This window comes from Legionella sp. 39-23 (assembly GCF_001897665.1).
Lineage (GTDB): Bacteria > Pseudomonadota > Gammaproteobacteria > Legionellales > Legionellaceae > Legionella > Legionella steelei.
The window spans coordinates 1-18,335 of record NZ_MKTO01000008.1 but is presented as its reverse complement, the minus strand read 5'-3'; the positions used below and the strand labels follow the sequence as shown (position 1 = coordinate 18,335).

Here is an 18,335-nt window from a genome sequence, read left to right as displayed (position 1 = left end):
CAATTTTGTAGTTCAGCTTTTTTGAAAAGAGTTCCTTATTTATAAGGATATTATATAAAAAAGGAAAAATAGCAAAAGACGAAATTAAGCTAAGAAAATATTTAGGGCTGCACGATGTAGCAATGAGTAGCGATTATGTAGCACTATTACTGCTACAGTGTTATGAGGTATTTTGATACAGAGATAGTGCAAAAATCCTTTTATAAAGGCTCTTACCTCGGTGAAATTAATTTTCCAGTAAGAAAGTGTAGCAAATGTAGCGATTTTGTTTATCTGGAAATCCTCACTGTAATCACTGGTTTGAACGACGTGTATTTTTTATCTATAAATGGTATGATATGAGCCATATAGGTTTTATTAAATACAAATTATCGGCAAGTAGCACCTGATGACACGAACCGTAAGATTGGGTCAGTTAAAATTCAAGAGAATCTAACTTACTAAATCCTAGACTATAATCAGGTTACTGGCAGCAAAAATATGGTGTTTTATGAAGGTGGTATTTTTAGTGGGATCAGGATCAGCAGGAAAATCATCTCTTTGTAAAGAGCTAGTGGAAACATATAAGTGGAACTCTAACAGCGTAGATGAAGTTTGGGGGAAAATTCTGCTTGAGCATTCAGCAAAAATAAACCCTCTCATCCTGAATGAATTAAAAAAACAAAACCTTATACCCAAGCTTCAAACTCATATGACAGAAACTGAGGTGGTAAATTTAGCGAGTATTGGATTACTCAATATATCAATAGGAGAGCATAAACTTACACAACAATTTCAAGATCAAAAGCTTGATGGACTTGAAGAGGCATTAAAAAAAGCAGGATTTAATGAAAGCGAAATACTTACACTTTCCCACGATCTGCGATTAGCAACCCAAATTGCTGATAACGTATTTAAAGAAAATCCATTTCCAAATTATTCAAGTTTAATCGAAAGACTTTATGATGAGACTTTTAAAACAAGTAATGCAGACAAGACAATTATTTTGGATGTTGTACCAGATAGAGAAGGGGCTGTCAGTGAGCTAGTAGAGCGTTTTGAAGTCCGTGCAAACCAATATCGCGAAGAAAATTCAAGTGAAACGCTTACAACCTCTCTCGTATTCGCATATTGTCCTCTGCAAAAACTGGATGAACGTCTTGTAGAACGTAATCGCAAGGCGAAAATAGATAATCCCACTGATCAAAGAGAAGGCTTGATTGCGGCTAATCACCTAGCAGCATTAGTAACAGCAGAAAAAAAATTCGATAGTTCTTCTAAAAATATATTATCAAGAACTGAACTTTTTGATTTTATAAATAGGCATGCAAACACAGAAAAAACCGAAGACTCTTTATTTATAGAAAATCCAGTTGATCCTGAAGCATTACAACCGTTCCATGGGGAACTAGTTAAAACAAACATTACAGAGAGTGGTGCCGTTAAATTACAGCTTGACGACGATGTGCCTACATTAAATTCTTCTGAGCGACCACGTATTGGAACTAAAGAAACAATTGAGAAATACACTAAGTTAGCAGAAAAATTTGGATTTTTTGAAAATCAGGAACGAGCTTCTCTTACTCTTCATGAAGGACTCAGTTTTGATGTTGTAATCAATACTGCAAATGGTACTCCCAAGTCATTGGCTACCGAACTTGTAGAGAAACTAGAAAAAAATAAAACATCAACTCATATATCTAAATTATGAAGATTGCCGTGATAATGTAATTTGTAATCACCGCTTATATGGCCATTTTTACGTTGCTATGTTCTGGTTTGATAGAATTTATTCAGCTTCTTCCGATGAAATATGAACAATATTAATACATATTTAAAAAAAATAATATTTAACGTCCATTACAACTTTCTTGCATAAGTCTCACATGTAAATCACATATTTTATCTCTATAGTCATAAATTTCAGCCCAATTTGGAAAAAACACATTATTAGAGGGTAAAACTGCCTGCTCATTTTTTATTGTTTTTTTAACAAAGCTATGCTGACAAAAGCCATCTAATAAAGCTTGATCACCTCGTTCCGGGTCATTAGCAAAAACAGCTTGCGTTCTATTTTGTATCTCATGAATAGGTTTTTGAAAAGTCAGTTCCAACCCTCGCAATTTTAATGGGCCAACATTTAAATGTTCCACAGTCATTTTATTCCAATTTATTCTTGTACCGCTAACAAGAATTTTGGCTGCTAACTCTTTTGGTAAAACTCCAGAATCAACAAGCTGATCTACAAATCCGGCTGCTCCACTTTCATCTCCTCCGGTTGAAATAACACAGATAACATTTTTACGTAATTGATATTCTAGGTATCTAATGGCATCTAACTCTACAATACCATTATCCAAAAAAATTTGTGTTACCTGTGCAGCCTGTCTCCTAATTGCCTCATCACTTTGATTACTTTCTTCAAACATTGCTATTTCAGTTTGTGTTCTTTCAATTAAAGATGAAATCATATCGAGGTCTTCATTAGCCATTACCATTTCTAACCAAGCCTTCTCACGAACGTCAAATGCATCGGGATCACGCGCAAGTTTTCTTGTGATCCTATGCCAATAATTATAAGTATCTAAGTTCTCTCCGGTTAGATCTCCTTGATGATGGTCAAACTCTATTGTCAAGGTTCCATCTAAATCAAAAATCTGAATTGGTTTTATAAATTTAACATGTTCAGTTATAGCCATCTGTATCTCTAATTAGTTAACCCAGGATCCGTTTATATCATATCAAAGCGAAAAGCTTGATAAGAAGGTGATTCATATGGATGAGCCTTCTTTAAGGCTGCAACAGCAGCTTTGATTTGCTCTTTAGTACAAATAATTTCTACTTTATATTCAGGCACTCTTTCAAGTTTATTGATTGTTCCAATAAAAGCTTGGCTACCAGGTAATGGCATAAACTGTCCCTCGCCCAATGTTTGCCAAGCACAATGCTGATAATGATCTACACTTCCTGCCCCTGTAGCAAAAATAGCATTTTTAACAATTTCTAAATGTGTTTCTGGAACACAAAAACATAGCATATACATGATATCACCTATGGAGAAATTAATTCTGTTTTCCAAGAGCCTTCTATCTTCGTATAACGAATTACCTCAGAAAAAGAAATAGAACCGACTGTGTAAAAAATCCATGTTTTTGGGATAAAGCGAAAGCCGAAATAATACTCACTCATAGGGATAGGAAGGCTTGCAAATTGATCACTCAATTCTTTTTTCCTAGTTTCCAATTGATTTAGATCTTTAATGGCAAGGCCGGAAGTAGGAGCATAAGCAGAGAATCTCAATTGGCGTTCACGAGGAAGAGTTTTCCAAAAAGCCTCATTTTCTTCTTGGGAAATGGGTATTGCTGTTCCTTCTAAAATAACTTGTCGGCTCTGCATTGCAAATAAAAAATTTAAACAGGATTTAGGGTTACTTAATAATTCAGCAACCTTGCGTGTTTTTTGTTGAGTAAAAAATAATAGACTCTCGGTTTCAATTTCGCGAATGGCCACCACTCGACTATGGGGATCGCCTAAGCTACTACAAGTGCTTAAAACAGCACAGAAAGGATCCTCAATCCCTCGTTCTTTTTCCTTGTTCAACCATTCTTTTAGCATATTAAAGGGCACGAATCTCTCCTGTTAATTGGTGTACTAGAGTTAATTTATCAAGTTGAGCTTATACTTTGAATGCACGAGGGTTCACTTCCACCATCGTTTTTGAACCTGATTTTACAATGCGTATTTGATTGTGTTCCACTAATAATTCAACAGCTAAGTCGCGTTTTATTTTATCTCGCAGTGGACTTAATTGTTGAATGGTTCGTAACGTTGTTGAGCTAATATTTTTTTCAATAAACCAGTCCATTAGTTTGACGGCATCGGAAAACTGCAAAGAAACGGTTTCGGTAGGCATAATTCGTCGTGCTTCTTGCAAATGCCAATTAATTATTTCAATGGCATTTTCGGTATGTTCTACACTAATATCCCCATGGCATCCTTCAAAGAGATGAAAAAGTGCTGCAAGCCGCGCTGTATTTTCAGCCGCTTTTGATGCGAAATCAACGATATCGACCCACTGGCCTTGAGGTTTTAACCCTGTTTCTACCGCATTAAAAAATAAAATCCATTGTTGTTTTGCGGTTATGCTCATTTTCAACAATGGAAGTTGAATACAACCTTGATGGCTTAATTGTTCTGATTGATTTAAGCAGGCAGTGATGCGTTGCTCATAATGAGTTAGAGAATGTAAAGAAGCAGGCGGTTCTTGGTAAAATCGATTTCCCATACTGTTGGCAGGATAAGCCATAAGACAACGAGCTAAAAAACCGCTTTGTCGACTGATACCCGATGCTTGTTTGGTAAGTTGTTGTAAGATAAGCGGTTGCATCATCAAGTTAAGTGTTAGACGCCGATTTTCAATGGTAAATCCTTGCGTTGTTTTACGATGCGCGGTGAATGTCTTACCGTCCCACAAACGATTAAGCAAAGCTACAAAACGAGTCGGATTACCTTGCATGCTATGGCTACCTAAGATGATACCAGCCTCATCAGACCATAAGGAAGCAGAAGGCCAGCCTTGGGCCAAATGAATAGCCAGTGCTTCTTGGGTAGCATCTTCAAAATAAAGAGTGGGTTGTAAAGGAATTTCCGGTTCTTGATGAATTAATTCATCAAGCATTTCTTTGGCATAATCAGAATCTTCTCCCGTATAGGTTGCACGTTTGATTTGAGAGAATAAACTATCTTTTTCCATTTGCCATACTTGATGTTGCGTTAGCGCTGATAACACTTCAGGCTCGCGCCTTTTACGAATCAATGTCTCCCAGTGACGCGCTGCTTTCGAAAAAACATTATCTGCAGCAGTTTTTCGGGTGCCAGAGCCGCTGGCAATTAAAAAATAAAGTGATACTGGACTAATTAAATAGTTGTCTCGCGCCACATTAGCAAGTGATTGGCATGATAGTGACATATTAGCCAAGGCGCTGCATGCAATCAAAGGCAGGGGTTGCTGTCCATATTGTTGATAGTCGATTACGGCTTTTCTTACAATTGGGGGAAGTGCCTCAACTGGATAAGGACAGTCAGGGGCTAAGATTGGAGAAAGTGGAATAGGTTGTCCCCATCCGACATTTTGTTGGACATTATTTTTAATCTCCAATTCATTCTGTTCAATAGTCATTGTGTTAGAGGATGAAGTTTTGGTTTCCGATTTTACCAGTAGCGTATGTATGATGTAAAATTATTGGCCTGGAATACAATATCGATATCTCATTATTATTGAGCATGAGCATTGAAGATGCTTTGATAAGTTTCTTTTCCATTTTATCCTGGACAAAGGTGGTTTTTTTGAGCAACCCAAACCGTTGCTTCTCCACACTCCGGGTCCCTAACGTTATGTACAAGGATTTTAAAATGGCACTCTAGAAGGATTTGAGTATATTCTTCGGAAGAAAGGGAGGCATGATATAAATCATATCCTCCATTATCACCCCAAACTTCTCCATACTCCGGTCCGGAAGTAAATATTAATAAACCATTTTGCTCCACTAAAGAGGCAAGGGATTTTAATGTTTTTCGTTGATCGTCATGAGTAACCTAAACACTTCGTGTAAAATATAGGAAAAGAACAGTGATTTCTTAGATCCGTTCATGGTGAGGAGGCGCTTTAGCGCCGTCTCGAACCATGGTTTTGGCTGAATAACTCTCATGATGTTTGTATTTTGATATAATAACCGGCGATATGTTTGTGTTGTAAAAGCCGGTTCTCCATTAGTGCCTCGTGCCAGTCACTGAGTATGGTTACAGGGGTTTACGACAATATCATTGGTGAAGTACGTTTGTACTATCCCGTTCGGAAGATAGTTGCTGATTCAACCCCTGCTCCACAACATATCATTTTATAATTTTAAGTCAGGAAAAATGATATGGTCAAAAATACCACAAAAAAATCCAATCTGTCAAAGAATAAAAAACCAATAAATATGGCGGCCCTACCAAAACACCTTCAACATATTAATACTATGGCAGCTGGGATTGATATTGGTTCAAAAGCACATTTTGTAGCGGTACCGGAAAGTTGTGCTGATGTCTATGTCCGTGAATTTCAAAGTTTTACGACAGACCTTTATGAACTAGCTGATTGGTTAGAGGCCTGTGGGATAGTAACGGTCGCTATGGAGTCGACAGGGGTTTATTGGATTCCATTATTTGAATTATTAGAATCACGTGGCTTTGAAGTATTACTTGTGGACGCTCGACATGTAAAAAATGTAAGCGGTCGCAAAACAGACGTTTTAGATTGCCAATGGTTACAGCAATTACATACTTATGGCTTGCTTAGTGGAGCGTTTCGCCCATCAGAACAAATTTGCGCGCTACGCGCATACATGAGACAAAGAAATGTGTTAATAAAGCAAATGTCTTTACATGTTCAACATATGCAAAAAGCGTTAAGCCAAATGAATATTCAATTGCATAATGTGATTAGTGATATTACTGGCGAAACCGGAATGATGATTATCCGTGCAATTGTTAGCGGTGAGCGAGATCCAAAAGTATTAACAAGACATCGTAATTATCGTTGCAAAAGCCCTCTTGCAATCATTGAAAAATCATTAACGGGCAATTATCGTGATGAACATATCTTCGCCTTGTCCCAAGCACTTGAGCTTTTTGATATTTATCAAAATAAAATCACGGCATGTGATGAACAAATTGAAAAGAAACTTTCACTATTTGAAGACGCAAAAACTGATGAGAATGAAAAAAATACTGATGAAACGAAGCCAAATAAAAAAACTGTTAAAAAAAGCAAAAATGCACCATCGTTTGATTTAAGCTCACATTTAATTAGGATGGTTGGGGTGGATCTTACAACTATCCCCGGTCTTGAGGCTTATAGTGTATTGAAGATAATTTCTGAAATAGGATTGGATTTAAATCGATGGAAAAGTAGCAAACAATTTGCATCTTGGTTAGGCCTTTGCCCAGGAAACAAAGTATCTGGTGGAAAAATATTAAACGGTAAAAGTAAACGCACGGGGAATTATGCAGCTTCCGCTTTGCGTATGGCAGCTAGTACACTTCATCACAGTGATAGTGCATTGGGCGCTTTTTTTAGAAGACTAAAAGCACGCATAGGTGCACCAAAAGCAATAACAGCAACAGCTCATAAATTAGCCATTATTATGTTTAATATGATCAGAAAACAGCTCGAATTTGTTGAGACAGGTGCAGATTATTATGAGAAACAATACCGTGATAGACTGATTAAAAATTTAAGTAATCGTGCTAAAATGCTTGGATTTGAGCTCATGGAAATAGCTTGTTAATACAACAGGTTAAGGAGCTGTTCTTCGGAAGGTAAATGAAAGAAACTATGCCAGGCAATGACTGCATCGAATTTCTCTTGAAAATCTAAAGTTCTCATGTCAGCAAGTAGCCATTTTGCAGTTGGGAATCGTTTTTTGCATTGCTCAATCATTTTTTGACTTGCATCAATGCCTGTTACTTTATACCCTTGTTTCATTAAAAATTGTGCTATGGGTTCGCCCGTGCCGCAGCCAACATCTAAAATTGTTCCTTTGGATGGAAGCTGATTTTTTAATAGCTCTAAATAAAATTGCTCCATCTTGAGCTCTTTATTGCGGTGACTATCAAACCACTCAGAAATTTCATCATAAATAAGGTAGACGTTGTTTTTATTTCTTTTCTTGATTGAGGGATTAGTTCGATATTTCAATTGAACAAAGCCACCGCCAATACATCGTGTTTCAAGATGCTCCAGCTCAAGGTCTTGCGTCAAAGGTCCAAATAATGAACGACCAGAACCAAGCAATACTGGTGCGATGGTTATTGTTAATTCATGGATTAAATGCGCGGCTATAAAATTCTGGACAGTTATACCGCCATCAATATAAAGATGTTTAAACCCTTCATCAGTTAAGCGCTTCACGAGCTCAATAGGTGTTTCGGAGGAGGTTGAAACATGTTTTAAATGAATAGGAATTTCTATGGGTTTGCTGCTCATCACTACAACCGGAAGCTCACCATAAGGCCAAGGGTCAAATGATAATACTTTCTCAAAAGAATGCCTACCCATAATGAGTCCATCGACCGTAGATATGAACTCTTTATAACCACCATCCTCACCAGAAGGCACAAGCTCATTTGCTTTGGTTAGCCAATCAATAGAACCATCATCTCTTGCAATAAAACCATCAAGACTTGTCGCAATAAAAACAGAACACTTAGCAAGCATAATCGTTTATCCTTTGTATACAGACTTATTGATTGAGTTCAGAGTCGATTCTTTTTGAAGTCAGATGAAGACTCTAGAAGTCCTAAACTTAAAGCTCCTGGAAAAACAGTATCATGATCCATATTATTTAGAACATTAAAAGCAGTGCTTAAATTCCTGTGAGGCTTGCTCATGATGATTTCATTCAATAACTTTAAATCATCTATCATTTGGTAATCGCCTTTATTTTCTTGGTCGCCGATAATAAAGCAAACACGAGTATTTTCTTCAAGATTAAAATTTCGCTTTTTTTGAGCTGCTTTTAGCACCAAATGATTATCATACCAGAGAGAGGGGCTAACGATAATGTAACGATTAAATATTCCAGGATGGTAGACTAATAAATATACCCCAAATAATCCACCGTAAGAATGACCGACAAAAGTAGCGGTTTTATTAACTCTATATATCTGGTGAAGATATGGAATAAGTTCTGAATGAATAAATCGATAAAATGATTCGGCACCACCCGAGTATTTTTGATATTCAGCTCCATATCCTCCTGATCCAACATAACTTGGTGTGTAATCTCTGGTTCTATTTTTCTTATACTCATTAGGATTTGCATAAGCTATCCCAACAATAATGGAGTCGTTGATTCTATTTCGGTCAGATAAATGCTCACTAATTTGTTTGGCTAATGCAAAGCTGTAATCAGCATCTAATAAGTAAATAGTTGGATAGTCTTTTTTGTTAGAATCGTATTCTTTGGGGAGACTAATATATAAGTTATATTTGATTCCATTGATCTTTGAAGGAAACTCTTTGGTTAACGTATGATGTAAGCTAAATGTATTCGTGTATTTTTCCTCTAGCGGATTACTTTGTATCTTCGTCGATATGCTGGCTGCTGCCATAAGGCTTAAGGAAGATATTAAAATGAACAAGGTGAGCATTATTTTCATAAACTAGCCTCGCAAAAACTTTAAAATAAGAGCATTCATTTGTTTCTGAATTACCTCAGACCCACGGTCACATAAATCAATATGTTTGGCTTCAGGTAGTGGAATAATTGTTATGGCTAATTGTTTTAACGACTCTTCAGGAGGCAGTACGCCTTCATCTGCCTTAGTATCATTTCCACGCAGCGATAAAATAGGTGCTAGCCCGGTACGTGGAAAAGGCATGCGCAAGCTATCCAATGATATAATTTTTTTCACAAATTGAGGATGGTTTCTTGCAAACAACATGGCAATATCACCACCATTCGAATGACCAATTAATGTCACTTTAGACAAGTTTAAACTGGGGTTGATCCGGTTAAGCTCTTTGATTACGTAAAGTATATTGGTACTTCCTCGTTCCCATAAGGGTTTGCGTCGCTCAAATAAATTGCCAGTTTGAGCTAATGGGGGATCTGATTTTAGATCATGCTGGATGCTTACAACAAAATAACCGTTTGCAGCAAGTGCATTGGCTAAGAATGAATATTCAGTATTGCGTACAGTGTATCCATGATTAATGATGGCAACGGGTAGTTTAATAATACCAGCATTTGCTTTCCCCTGTGATTCATTACTCACATAAATTTTAACTGGAATAAGTCGTTTGCGATCTTTATCATAAAATTTAATGGTGTTAGTTGAGATAAATGGATTGTTATCAGGCTCTGGATCCTGAGACCAATCAACCACTTTCCCGCGGGTAAAATCCCATCTATAAAGCCAAGAAACCCCAAAATGGGCATAGTAAGAATCAGCGGATAGATAGGCTTTATCCTGTAGTGCATCATCTAGGCTGATAAAATGATAACCGTATTCTTGGGCTATAGTTAAGAGTGATTCAATGGCTAATGAATTAACAAGATTGGCATGCAGAAGCCAAATCTGATTAATATTTCTACCAAACATTTGTTTAGATGCGCTTTCATAAAAGGCAAATTTAGCACGTGTATGTTTCAAGTAACTTTGAATGATTTTGTCTTTATTTTGAGGAAGCTCATGTAATTGCTGGTTAAATTTCCAATCGTCAGTGTCTATAGTAACTGGAGCAACTAGGTATCCCTCATGTTTTAAAAACGACTCAAATTGAGAGCGAATCTTGAATGTTTCACCTGTATCAAGGTAGGGGTGCCTAAAGTAACGGTACTCTCTACCTGCACTTTGCATTAATTGTTTGGATATTTTAGAGCCATTAGTCACTTCGGCTTTAAATTGCTCAGGAGTGATGCTACTTAAGGACAGATGCGAATAAGTATGATTTCCCAAATCAAATCCGTTATCCACCCATAATTTTAGGAGATTTATTTTTTCTTGAGCTTCATTAGTGCGGTAGAGTTTCCCTTCATTCACAAATCCAATTGCAGGTACTCTATATTTGATAAGCGCATTTACTATTTGCTGATTTATTTGAGCTTGTTCCTCTATAGATTCTTCGATTGAAGCAGGTAAATCATCAAAAGTAATTGCTATTTCACTGGCGTAACCAAAAGCTTGATAGCAAAATAGGAATAGAGCCTGTGCTATTAATAAAGAAATGTTGGATTTCATGTATTATTTTTCCAATTCATTAATTAAGTAAAATAATTGATTCAGAGTCTCATTTTTTGCTCTGAAACTGGCGAAGGTTACATGTTTTTTACTGTCTGCAATGTGTTTCGTAAAGGTAATCACACGACCATCTTTCTCAATCCAGCCGACGAACCATCCGTGTTGTAGTGATAGTTTTTGGCTTTTGTCTTTTGTTAACTGTCGACCATTCCCTGTTTTTCCATACAGTTTCCAACCACCCGCTAATTCTTGAACATATAGAATGTCTTTAGTCATAGTGAAAGCCTTGGGATTCACGGATAGTTTTTTATTGACTATTTTTTGCAGAAACTGAATTTGCTCACTTGGTGAGATGGCAAGCGAGCTTGATAGCCAAGAATGGGTTAATCCATTATTCTGACCTTTGTCGCCGGAAATATCCTGATTGCCATAGTGAAATGCATCAACATAATTCTTAAATCGAGCCATACCTAATTGTTGTGTTAGAACTTGTGAATACCAAACACAGGAATCTCTTATCCAGGTACGTGGATTATGAGGATATTTCCAAACATTAAGATAAAGTTCATATTCTTTTTTGTACGGCCATTCCGGATTGAGTGTGTCTTTTAATATTCCTGAATCAAAACCCATAAGACTCAAAGCAATTTTAAAGGTTGATTCTGGCGCAAAACGCTTATTGCAATCTTTACCCTCGTGCTTTAGCACAGTTTGATTTTCCTGTACCAAAAAGCAAGTACTTTGGGCCCAAATAGTTCCGCAATAAAATAGTGTCAACCATAGAAGCACGCTTAGTTTCTTCATAACAACTCCAACATCATGTGAATTTATATCGATATGGGTACGAGCTACACTGCTGTACCCACAGGTGATTTATAGCTTGGTATTACTTAGGCTATTTATAGCAACCTTACGAAATACTGGAGCAGCCAATTCTCCACCGGAGGTTAAAGTCTTACCATTTTTTCTTGAATGACCGTCTTCTATTACAACCACCATGGCATAACGTGGCGCATCAACCGGTAGAAAACCTGCAAACAAGGCAAGATGCTCGCCTTCTGCAACATTAATATTTTCTGTAACAGTTCCTGTTTTACCCGCGACATGAACACCAGGAATCGCAGCAAGTTTTCCTGTGCCATTTATAACAACGTTCTCGAGGATATTATTTATTGAATTGGTTGTTGCTGCTGAAATGATAGGAGCATCTCCTCCTTTGAATGGACGTCCTAAGTTTGCAAGAATGGCATAGGATTTTGCTAATGAATCAATTGTGACCGGTATATTCTCACCAAGAGAAACCATTGCAAGTTGCAAGTCATCACTTTGATCTGCTTGCCACCAAGTATTCATATCAAAACCAAATTCAGTGAGTTTTTTACGAATTACAGGTAGTCCAGTTTCTTGGGCGACCTTAATCATGCATACATTACTTGATCTTGCAACCGCTTGGGTCAATGAAGTAGGGCCTTGACTTACATAGTAATCTGTAAATGTTTTGCCTTCTATGGAGTAAGGTGAGCGACAATCATAGCTTTTGGTTTCAGAACTATTCCCAGCATCAATTGCTGCCGCCGCAATAAACGGTTTTATCGTAGAGCCAGGTGAAAAAACACGTGATTTCCAGCTATTATGATTTTCATCATTACCGGACTCAGCAAAGGCAATGAGATTACCAGTTTGTGCATTGACGATTGCAATAACCCCCGATTCTGCATGATAGTTTTTCACCGCTATTTTAATTTCTTGCGCGGCAATATGTTGCATTTTAGGATCTAAATGGGAGGTATCGATTTCTTTTGCCTTAGAACCGGTCAATGAACCGACCGCTGAATAGGCGACACAGATTGGTGCCAAAATAGAAACCCCCATAAATCCAACTGCTAACAATAATGATTTTGATGGTTTAAGTGGATAAGCTGATAACATTGAAATTCTCCTGATGATAAAAGTACAGTCTTCATTGTCTTTGCCCAAGGCCATACCCACCGTGCATGCAATTTCTCGGTTAGATGACAGAGAACATTGAGATACTGTCTGCACTACATGAAACAGACAGCTGCCATAGTCATGTGCCGAAATTTTTGGCTGGCCAACCAATACTTCATCACATGAACATTCTTGTAATTCGCTTAAAATACGACCCCATCGAATAACACCTGGATTACCCCAGAAGAGAATGTGCAGAGCTTCAATAAAATAGGCCCATAGACAATCACCATTACGATGGTGTTGGCCTTCATGAGCAATGGCAATCTTCACATTCTTGGAGGAAGAAAATAGGGATACAGGTAATACAATATAAGCTTTGTTAAATAAAACGACTGAGAAAGGAATATGGCAATGTCGAGAAACTTTAATGACCAATTTACCGGAAGTTCGATACGGAATTGCTTCAGCTAATAGTGCTCTTAAACTGCCCAAACTCAACAATACTTTATAACTGCGAAATAAGACGAGCAAACAAAATACGACATAAAAAATATGAAAATAACTCGTATTGCTTATTGAAAAAGAGGTCGCTGATTCAGGAGTCTCTTGGGAGTGTTTAGACTTTAAAATGGGTTGATTCACATACTCTTGCAAAGCATCAATGGATGCATAGTGATGCTGATCCAATTTTTGATTGGTTTTAATACAATGAACCATTAATGGAGAAATCACACAGCTAATTAATAAAAAGCGAGCCAATTTGAGTTTAAATGATGGCTGATTTGAGAGCCAATGACCGCCAATAAACCATGAGCTTACTAAAAGCAAGCAATGAATGCTCAACAAAATCTCTAGGAATAACATAATCAGGCCTCTATTTTTTGTTCAGAGGTTACTAATTGTTTTAGTGCTTCCTCAATTGCTTGAATGTCATCATGTTGTAGCTTTTTGGCCATCAAGAGTCTTTGCACCAGTGCTACAGGTTCACCATCAAAAACATTAGTGACCATATGCTCAATGCACGTGCTTTCGTACTCAGCCTTGGTAACAATTGGGAGAAAAACATGGGCATAAGTATTTTTTTGGCATCCCAAAAATCCTTTTTGTTCAAGTACTTTTACTACAGTTGCCACAGTGGTATAAGCTAAAGGTCTTTCTTTGGGCAAATGTGAAACAATATCTTTAATGGTTACTTTATTAAGGCTCCAAATAATATTCATTAATTCAAGCTCTACCTCTGTAAGTAGGCGATCATGAGCAAAAGTGTTTTCCCCTCTTTTTATTGACATTTTTTTCTCCAGAAACTAAGTAAAACTTGATCTACTATATTTTTAGTAGATGCTACTATAAAAATAGTAGACTTGAAATAGTTTTGAAAGAAAATAAATTTGTTGAAGTTTTATTTAGTTAAAACATCTTATAGGGGTTCTGGGTGCAAACCCCAGAGCTCCTACTTAATGATCGACAAATTAAACGTATGCTGAACTATTGAATTGTGGTGGTTTGTATAAAACGCTGTGGTGCTTAGAACAGCCCTAAGTCAGGAGGCTTTTGCTCTACCTCTTGTTGCCCTTTAGTAGCAACGCCTGTCGTTTTAATTTGTGCCTGCTCTTGTAAACGTGGGTTCATTTCTTGGGTGGGATTTTCTTTTAAACGCATATCAAGAGGCAATTCTTCTCGTATTGATAACCATTGCCCAATAGCACTTAGATCACCAACGATAGGCTCTGCAATTTCTCGAAAAACAGCGGGTCCATTCTCGCTATTAGTGAGACAAACAACTGCTTCATCCGTAGTAAGGTTGATCGCTGCTAAATTGCGTCCAGTTCCATTGTCTCCCCAATGAAAAGCGATACGGGTTCCATCGGTATTTTTCTGAATCCCAATTCCTAGACCCCAAGAGATTTGATCTAAGGTATCAGTAGAGACTCCTTGCTTCATTGCTTTAGTATCTTTATCTTTCAACGATGAAACAACCGGTTTAAACATTTCCCATCTAATATAGGGATCGTTAACACAGGCTTTTAGAAATTTTGCATAGTCAGAAGTCGTTGTATACAAGGATCCTGCCGGGTGAACCATATAAAATTTTTGGTTACGATTTACTGAGCCATCTTGATCATGGCCAATTGCTATTGTTGCAGCATGTGCTGGAGGATGACCAATAATTGTAGTCACGAGGGGTAACTCCCTTGCTTCAATAGGTATTGGCTTTGACCAAAAAAATGGTGGTATTTGAGCAAAGCGGGCTTTGATTTCTTTTAGATTTTTTTCTTCAATTTGGCTGGAATTTTTTTCAATAATTTGTACCCTACCGTTTATTGCCCTTTCAGCAACAAATAATTTATCCTTATGTAGGATAATACTTAATTGACCATGTACATCTAAAGTATCTTTTAATAATTTTTTAATGCGTTCAGGAGTTGGTTCTTCCTCTTCATCTGGCAGTTTAATAAGACTGCAACCCGTTGGTGGCATGAAACTACTATCCGTCATACCTATCTTAGCAAACTCTTCTTGAGCTAAAGCTTCCAGTGATTTTGCAGTAATGTGTTCCACAATTTCACCTAGAAATTGATAAGCTACTCCTGAATAATCAAATTGTTTTCCTACTTCAGAGACATACTTTAGAGATTCTGGGGATGAAAATTCGTTAGGTAAGCCTGCTTGATGGGATAGGATCATACGGGCAGTTAATTTTTTATAATTTTTATCAGTTCGCATCTGTGGAGGACCAAAATCGCCGTATTCATGGAGTGGTTTGTCTAAATCAATTAGATCTTTTTGCGCTAGTTTCAATACAATATAAGCAAATACAGGTTTACTCAATGAAGCGGCTTCAAAAACAGTCGAACTAGTAACTTTTTCTGGTTTGCTGACATTAGTCACACCTACCTCTTCTGTAGTAACAACTCCGCGATCAGAAATAATTGCTGTGGCAATACTTGGAATATTCGTTCTTTTTTGCAATTCATCTAAGGAACTTGTCCGCTCTTTAGATAGATTGGGTCTTGGAAGTGAATTGATGCCCCAATTATTAGTTTTACCCCCTAGCTCATGAATAGTTCTAGCAAAACCCCACTTTGGGAAAAAGTAGTTCGAAGCCAGTTCTATTTGAATTGTCGAAGGGACAATTTGTTCCGCAAGAATATGTCCATTATGTGAATTAGCGAAAAATACCATGGCACTCTTATCCTTTAAATTGATTGCAACCCACGCTCTGCAATCATTCATGTCACCCGAATGATAGGCGGTAACAACCTCTTCTTTTTCATTGGTTTGTAACCCCCAACCTAAACCCCATGCAACATGGCTTAAAATGGAATCGGGTATCTTGTCTCTAGCAATTCCAATTGCTCCCGCCAAACCTCTATCGTGCGTCATATAGGCATGCGGAATAAAAGGATTTTCAATCGAGCTGTCATGGCTTAGATGTTTGACAAACTGTGCATAATCTGATGCCGTAGTTCTTAGTGTATTGGCGGCACATGGTTTGGGTTCTTTACATCCATATTGTGAGACTACAGCTCCAATCAGCTCCGGATTGTTTGAAAGTTTACCGTTATCAGGTAACTGTTCAAGAATGCTTGAAACTACTCTTTCCGGAAAGGAGCGATTGACTATTTTTCCATTATCTAACCAATATGCTGTTAGTTGCTCATCTTCTTTTAGTAGGACAATCTGACCAGGTTTCATTTCATCAAACAAGGGTTCGTTTTCAGCATGCAAAAGCGAGTGATAGGCCTTTAATGGCTCATAAGTGCTATGAGTCATGTCACAAGGATCAAATACATGGTTTTTGGCCAATGTTTCTAGATTTGCTTCAGTCAATTTTTCAATTACTTGTTGTAAGTACACGATACCAACATTTGAGTATCCATGCATTTTGTCTTTAGGATTAGGAATGAACTGAAACTTCATTTCACCATGAGCAAGGCCTGTTGTATGTGATAACACCATCCTTGCTGTGAGTGCCTTAGCACAGACAACAGCAGATGTGTCAGACATATCAAATTTCATTCCCTCTATCTCAAATTCTTCTAACGGTAGGATATGAAAAAGAGGGGTATCTAAATCAAATTGACTCAGGTTGAATTTATCTAAATTAAATTTACCTGTCCCGGGCTCTGCTTGATTCGTCGCATTGGACTGTATCAACTTTTGTACTAAATAGGCAAATACGGGTTTGCTTAGCGAGGCTGCTCCAAAAACGGTTTCTGGTTGCACTTTTGTAGGTGGTGCAAGGCCTGTTAGAGTAGTTATTAATTCAGATTCTTGAGGATTGGCCAATTTATAAGTATCAGTACAACTTTCTCGTAACTTTTGATATGAGGATTGATTACTTTCATTTAACTGTATTTGATGAACGCTTTGTGTTGTTTGATTCACATAATAAAGCGTGTCGTCAAATAGAACTACAGCATCTTTAGTTCCTAATCCCAACTTATGAAAGGGATATTTGAGTGGATCAACAGGTATTGCAAAAAGGCCGCAACCATCTGTAAGCCCTTTTTCTTGAGTAGATATGATTCCATCACTGCTTATAAAGGCAATAGAAACTCCTGGAATTTGTGCTTTAGACATGACATCCAGCAAAAGTAATTCCGCCATTTTTGCATAAGACATACAATTGATCATAATAAAAACAAGTAAGTTAATTATACCTTATGCCGTAAAATTTATTCTCAATCAGTATTTTTTTACAAATTTTTAACATTGTCGGATGTTTAGATTAGCCGTTTTCTAGACGGAAAGAAGACCCTAAAATGGATTCAGTTGAGATTGGATCGGTAAAAACAAGACCGATCCAAAATTTATATCTATTTTTTACATTTTGTAAGCATCTACGATACTTTTGAGCCAAGTTTTTGCTTCTGAACTGACCTTATCATCCTTCAAAGCAATCTCACAAATCGCATACTTTCGTGAAGTTTCTTCACCATACATATCATCTAAGGCCTCATTCCAAAGCGTTAATATCAAGGAGGCTGGTGTTTTGCTTACTTGTTCAAGAATACCATAAAGCCTATCCTTCCAATAAGCGTCTAAAGCCTTCTCTAACCATGCCATAATCTCTGGTGTTAAACCAATTTCATCAAGACCTTTTCCTTCTCCAAATCCTTTTTCCCATTTTTTGGTTCTCAGATGAGCATATTTTTTACCGTATACGCTGTTAACCCATTCCATGTAGTTTTTCCCCGTTTGGATACCTATAGTGGAATTAGGGTCATGCTTCATGCTTTGTTTCAATTCATCTAGAAGTTGATGCCATTGTTTTTCAAACTCAGCCTTGTTATTTGTTTTCATTTCCTTTTCAAATGCTACGTATTGCTTGAGTTCATCAGGAGTAAATAGTTCCTTAACCCAATCATGTTCAAGATGCTCTGCCATTTTATATACCTCAATCAACTGAATAATAGTTTCCCATGGAATGGATTGATTGACATCAACAGAGTCAATAATGCTTCTTAAGGTTTTAGCTCCGGAAGTACATGCCACTGCTTTTTGTTCTAACACTTGAGCTTGGGCTTCAAAATGGTTTAGCGCATAACGTTCTTCAGAGAGCAAGGTTTTGATTTGTGATAGCTCAAAACCAAAAAACTTTAAAGCAATAATCTGTTGTAATTTCAATAAAT

14 protein-coding genes and 1 pseudogene are annotated in these 18,335 nt (G+C 37.2%); 2 read left to right on the top strand and 13 right to left on the bottom strand.

Annotated features, from left to right (window positions below):
- Positions 1-490 precede the first annotated feature (490 nt).
- A complete protein-coding gene (locus BGO44_RS04445) occupies positions 491-1,690 on the top strand; it encodes a hypothetical protein (RefSeq protein ID WP_273199690.1) in 1,200 nt (399 codons plus the stop codon).
- 139 nt (positions 1,691-1,829) lie between these two features.
- On the opposite strand, the gene BGO44_RS04440 is transcribed toward BGO44_RS04445, so the two are convergent.
- The 5 genes and pseudogenes from BGO44_RS04440 to BGO44_RS18550 form a co-directional block, all read right to left on the bottom strand.
- Positions 1,830-2,678 (bottom strand): HAD family hydrolase, encoded by an 849-nt coding sequence (locus tag BGO44_RS04440; protein ID WP_273199692.1) that lies wholly within the window; start codon positions 2,676-2,678, stop codon positions 1,830-1,832.
- Between the two features lie 32 nt (positions 2,679-2,710).
- Positions 2,711-3,022, bottom strand: a complete 312-nt coding sequence (locus tag BGO44_RS04435) for a YqfO family protein (protein WP_273199694.1) — start codon at positions 3,020-3,022, stop codon at positions 2,711-2,713.
- A gap of 8 nt (positions 3,023-3,030) precedes the next feature.
- Positions 3,031-3,606: a pyridoxamine 5'-phosphate oxidase family protein gene (locus BGO44_RS04430; RefSeq protein WP_273199697.1), complete on the bottom strand. Its 576-nt coding sequence runs from the start codon at positions 3,604-3,606 to the stop codon at positions 3,031-3,033.
- A 49-nt stretch (positions 3,607-3,655) separates the two neighbouring features.
- The gene (locus BGO44_RS04425) at positions 3,656-5,158 is read right to left on the bottom strand and encodes a YfjI family protein (protein ID WP_273199699.1); all 1,503 of its coding nucleotides are present in this window, start codon (positions 5,156-5,158) and stop codon (positions 3,656-3,658) included.
- A 143-nt stretch (positions 5,159-5,301) separates the two neighbouring features.
- A pseudogene (locus BGO44_RS18550) lies at positions 5,302-5,568 on the bottom strand (methyltransferase domain-containing protein); the annotation flags it as partial.
- 392 nt (positions 5,569-5,960) lie between these two features.
- Between BGO44_RS18550 and BGO44_RS04420 the strand changes: the two are divergent.
- Positions 5,961-7,310 carry an IS110 family RNA-guided transposase gene (locus tag BGO44_RS04420; RefSeq protein WP_273199902.1) on the top strand — a complete coding sequence of 450 codons (1,350 nt, stop codon included), beginning with the start codon at positions 5,961-5,963 and terminating at the stop codon, positions 7,308-7,310.
- Here the strand turns inward: BGO44_RS04420 and BGO44_RS04415 are convergent.
- The 8 genes from BGO44_RS04415 to BGO44_RS04375 all read right to left on the bottom strand — a co-directional run.
- Positions 7,307-8,239: a methyltransferase domain-containing protein gene (locus BGO44_RS04415; RefSeq protein ID WP_273199701.1), complete on the bottom strand. Its 933-nt coding sequence runs from the start codon at positions 8,237-8,239 to the stop codon at positions 7,307-7,309. The genes BGO44_RS04420 and BGO44_RS04415 overlap by 4 nt on opposite strands.
- A 38-nt stretch (positions 8,240-8,277) precedes the next feature.
- The gene (locus tag BGO44_RS04410) at positions 8,278-9,183 is read right to left on the bottom strand and encodes an alpha/beta hydrolase (RefSeq protein WP_273199703.1); all 906 of its coding nucleotides are present in this window, start codon (positions 9,181-9,183) and stop codon (positions 8,278-8,280) included.
- A 3-nt stretch (positions 9,184-9,186) separates the two neighbouring features.
- Complete coding sequence (locus BGO44_RS04405; RefSeq protein ID WP_273199706.1) at positions 9,187-10,767, bottom strand: alpha/beta fold hydrolase; 1,581 nt, start codon at positions 10,765-10,767, stop codon at positions 9,187-9,189.
- Positions 10,768-10,770: 3 nt separating this feature from the next.
- Positions 10,771-11,571: a class D beta-lactamase gene (gene blaOXA, locus BGO44_RS04400; RefSeq protein ID WP_273199708.1), complete on the bottom strand. Its 801-nt coding sequence runs from the start codon at positions 11,569-11,571 to the stop codon at positions 10,771-10,773.
- A gap of 69 nt (positions 11,572-11,640) precedes the next feature.
- Positions 11,641-13,563: a M56 family metallopeptidase gene (locus tag BGO44_RS04395; protein ID WP_273199711.1), complete on the bottom strand. Its 1,923-nt coding sequence runs from the start codon at positions 13,561-13,563 to the stop codon at positions 11,641-11,643.
- Between the two features lie 2 nt (positions 13,564-13,565).
- Entirely contained in the window at positions 13,566-13,988 is a 423-nt protein-coding gene (locus BGO44_RS04390) for a BlaI/MecI/CopY family transcriptional regulator (RefSeq protein ID WP_014845078.1), read from the bottom strand.
- A 235-nt stretch (positions 13,989-14,223) separates the two neighbouring features.
- A complete protein-coding gene (locus tag BGO44_RS04380; protein WP_333663235.1) occupies positions 14,224-17,325 on the bottom strand; it encodes a serine hydrolase domain-containing protein in 3,102 nt (1,033 codons plus the stop codon).
- Between the two features lie 201 nt (positions 17,326-17,526).
- Positions 17,527-18,335 (bottom strand): MerR family transcriptional regulator (locus BGO44_RS04375; protein WP_286822657.1); only part of this gene is annotated, 809 nt, incomplete at its 5' end.

What these genes read in the sequence shown, in the direction of transcription:
- BGO44_RS04390 (WP_014845078.1), bottom strand. Translation starts at nt 13,988, where the DNA reads ATGTCAATAAAAAGAGGGGAAAACACTTTTGCTCATGATCGCCTACTT.
- BGO44_RS04435 (WP_273199694.1), bottom strand. Translation starts at nt 3,022, where the DNA reads ATGTATATGCTATGTTTTTGTGTTCCAGAAACACATTTAGAAATTGTT.
- BGO44_RS04410 (WP_273199703.1), bottom strand. Translation starts at nt 9,183, where the DNA reads ATGAAAATAATGCTCACCTTGTTCATTTTAATATCTTCCTTAAGCCTT.
- BGO44_RS04405 (WP_273199706.1), bottom strand. Translation starts at nt 10,767, where the DNA reads ATGAAATCCAACATTTCTTTATTAATAGCACAGGCTCTATTCCTATTT.
- BGO44_RS04425 (WP_273199699.1), bottom strand. Translation starts at nt 5,158, where the DNA reads ATGACTATTGAACAGAATGAATTGGAGATTAAAAATAATGTCCAACAA.
- BGO44_RS04395 (WP_273199711.1), bottom strand. Translation starts at nt 13,563, where the DNA reads ATGTTATTCCTAGAGATTTTGTTGAGCATTCATTGCTTGCTTTTAGTA.
- BGO44_RS04420 (WP_273199902.1), top strand. Translation starts at nt 5,961, where the DNA reads ATGGCGGCCCTACCAAAACACCTTCAACATATTAATACTATGGCAGCT.
- BGO44_RS04445 (WP_273199690.1), top strand. Translation starts at nt 491, where the DNA reads ATGAAGGTGGTATTTTTAGTGGGATCAGGATCAGCAGGAAAATCATCT.
- blaOXA (WP_273199708.1), bottom strand. Translation starts at nt 11,571, where the DNA reads ATGAAGAAACTAAGCGTGCTTCTATGGTTGACACTATTTTATTGCGGA.
- BGO44_RS04380 (WP_333663235.1), bottom strand. Translation starts at nt 17,325, where the DNA reads ATGTCTTATGCAAAAATGGCGGAATTACTTTTGCTGGATGTCATGTCT.
- BGO44_RS04415 (WP_273199701.1), bottom strand. Translation starts at nt 8,239, where the DNA reads ATGCTTGCTAAGTGTTCTGTTTTTATTGCGACAAGTCTTGATGGTTTT.
- BGO44_RS04440 (WP_273199692.1), bottom strand. Translation starts at nt 2,678, where the DNA reads ATGGCTATAACTGAACATGTTAAATTTATAAAACCAATTCAGATTTTT.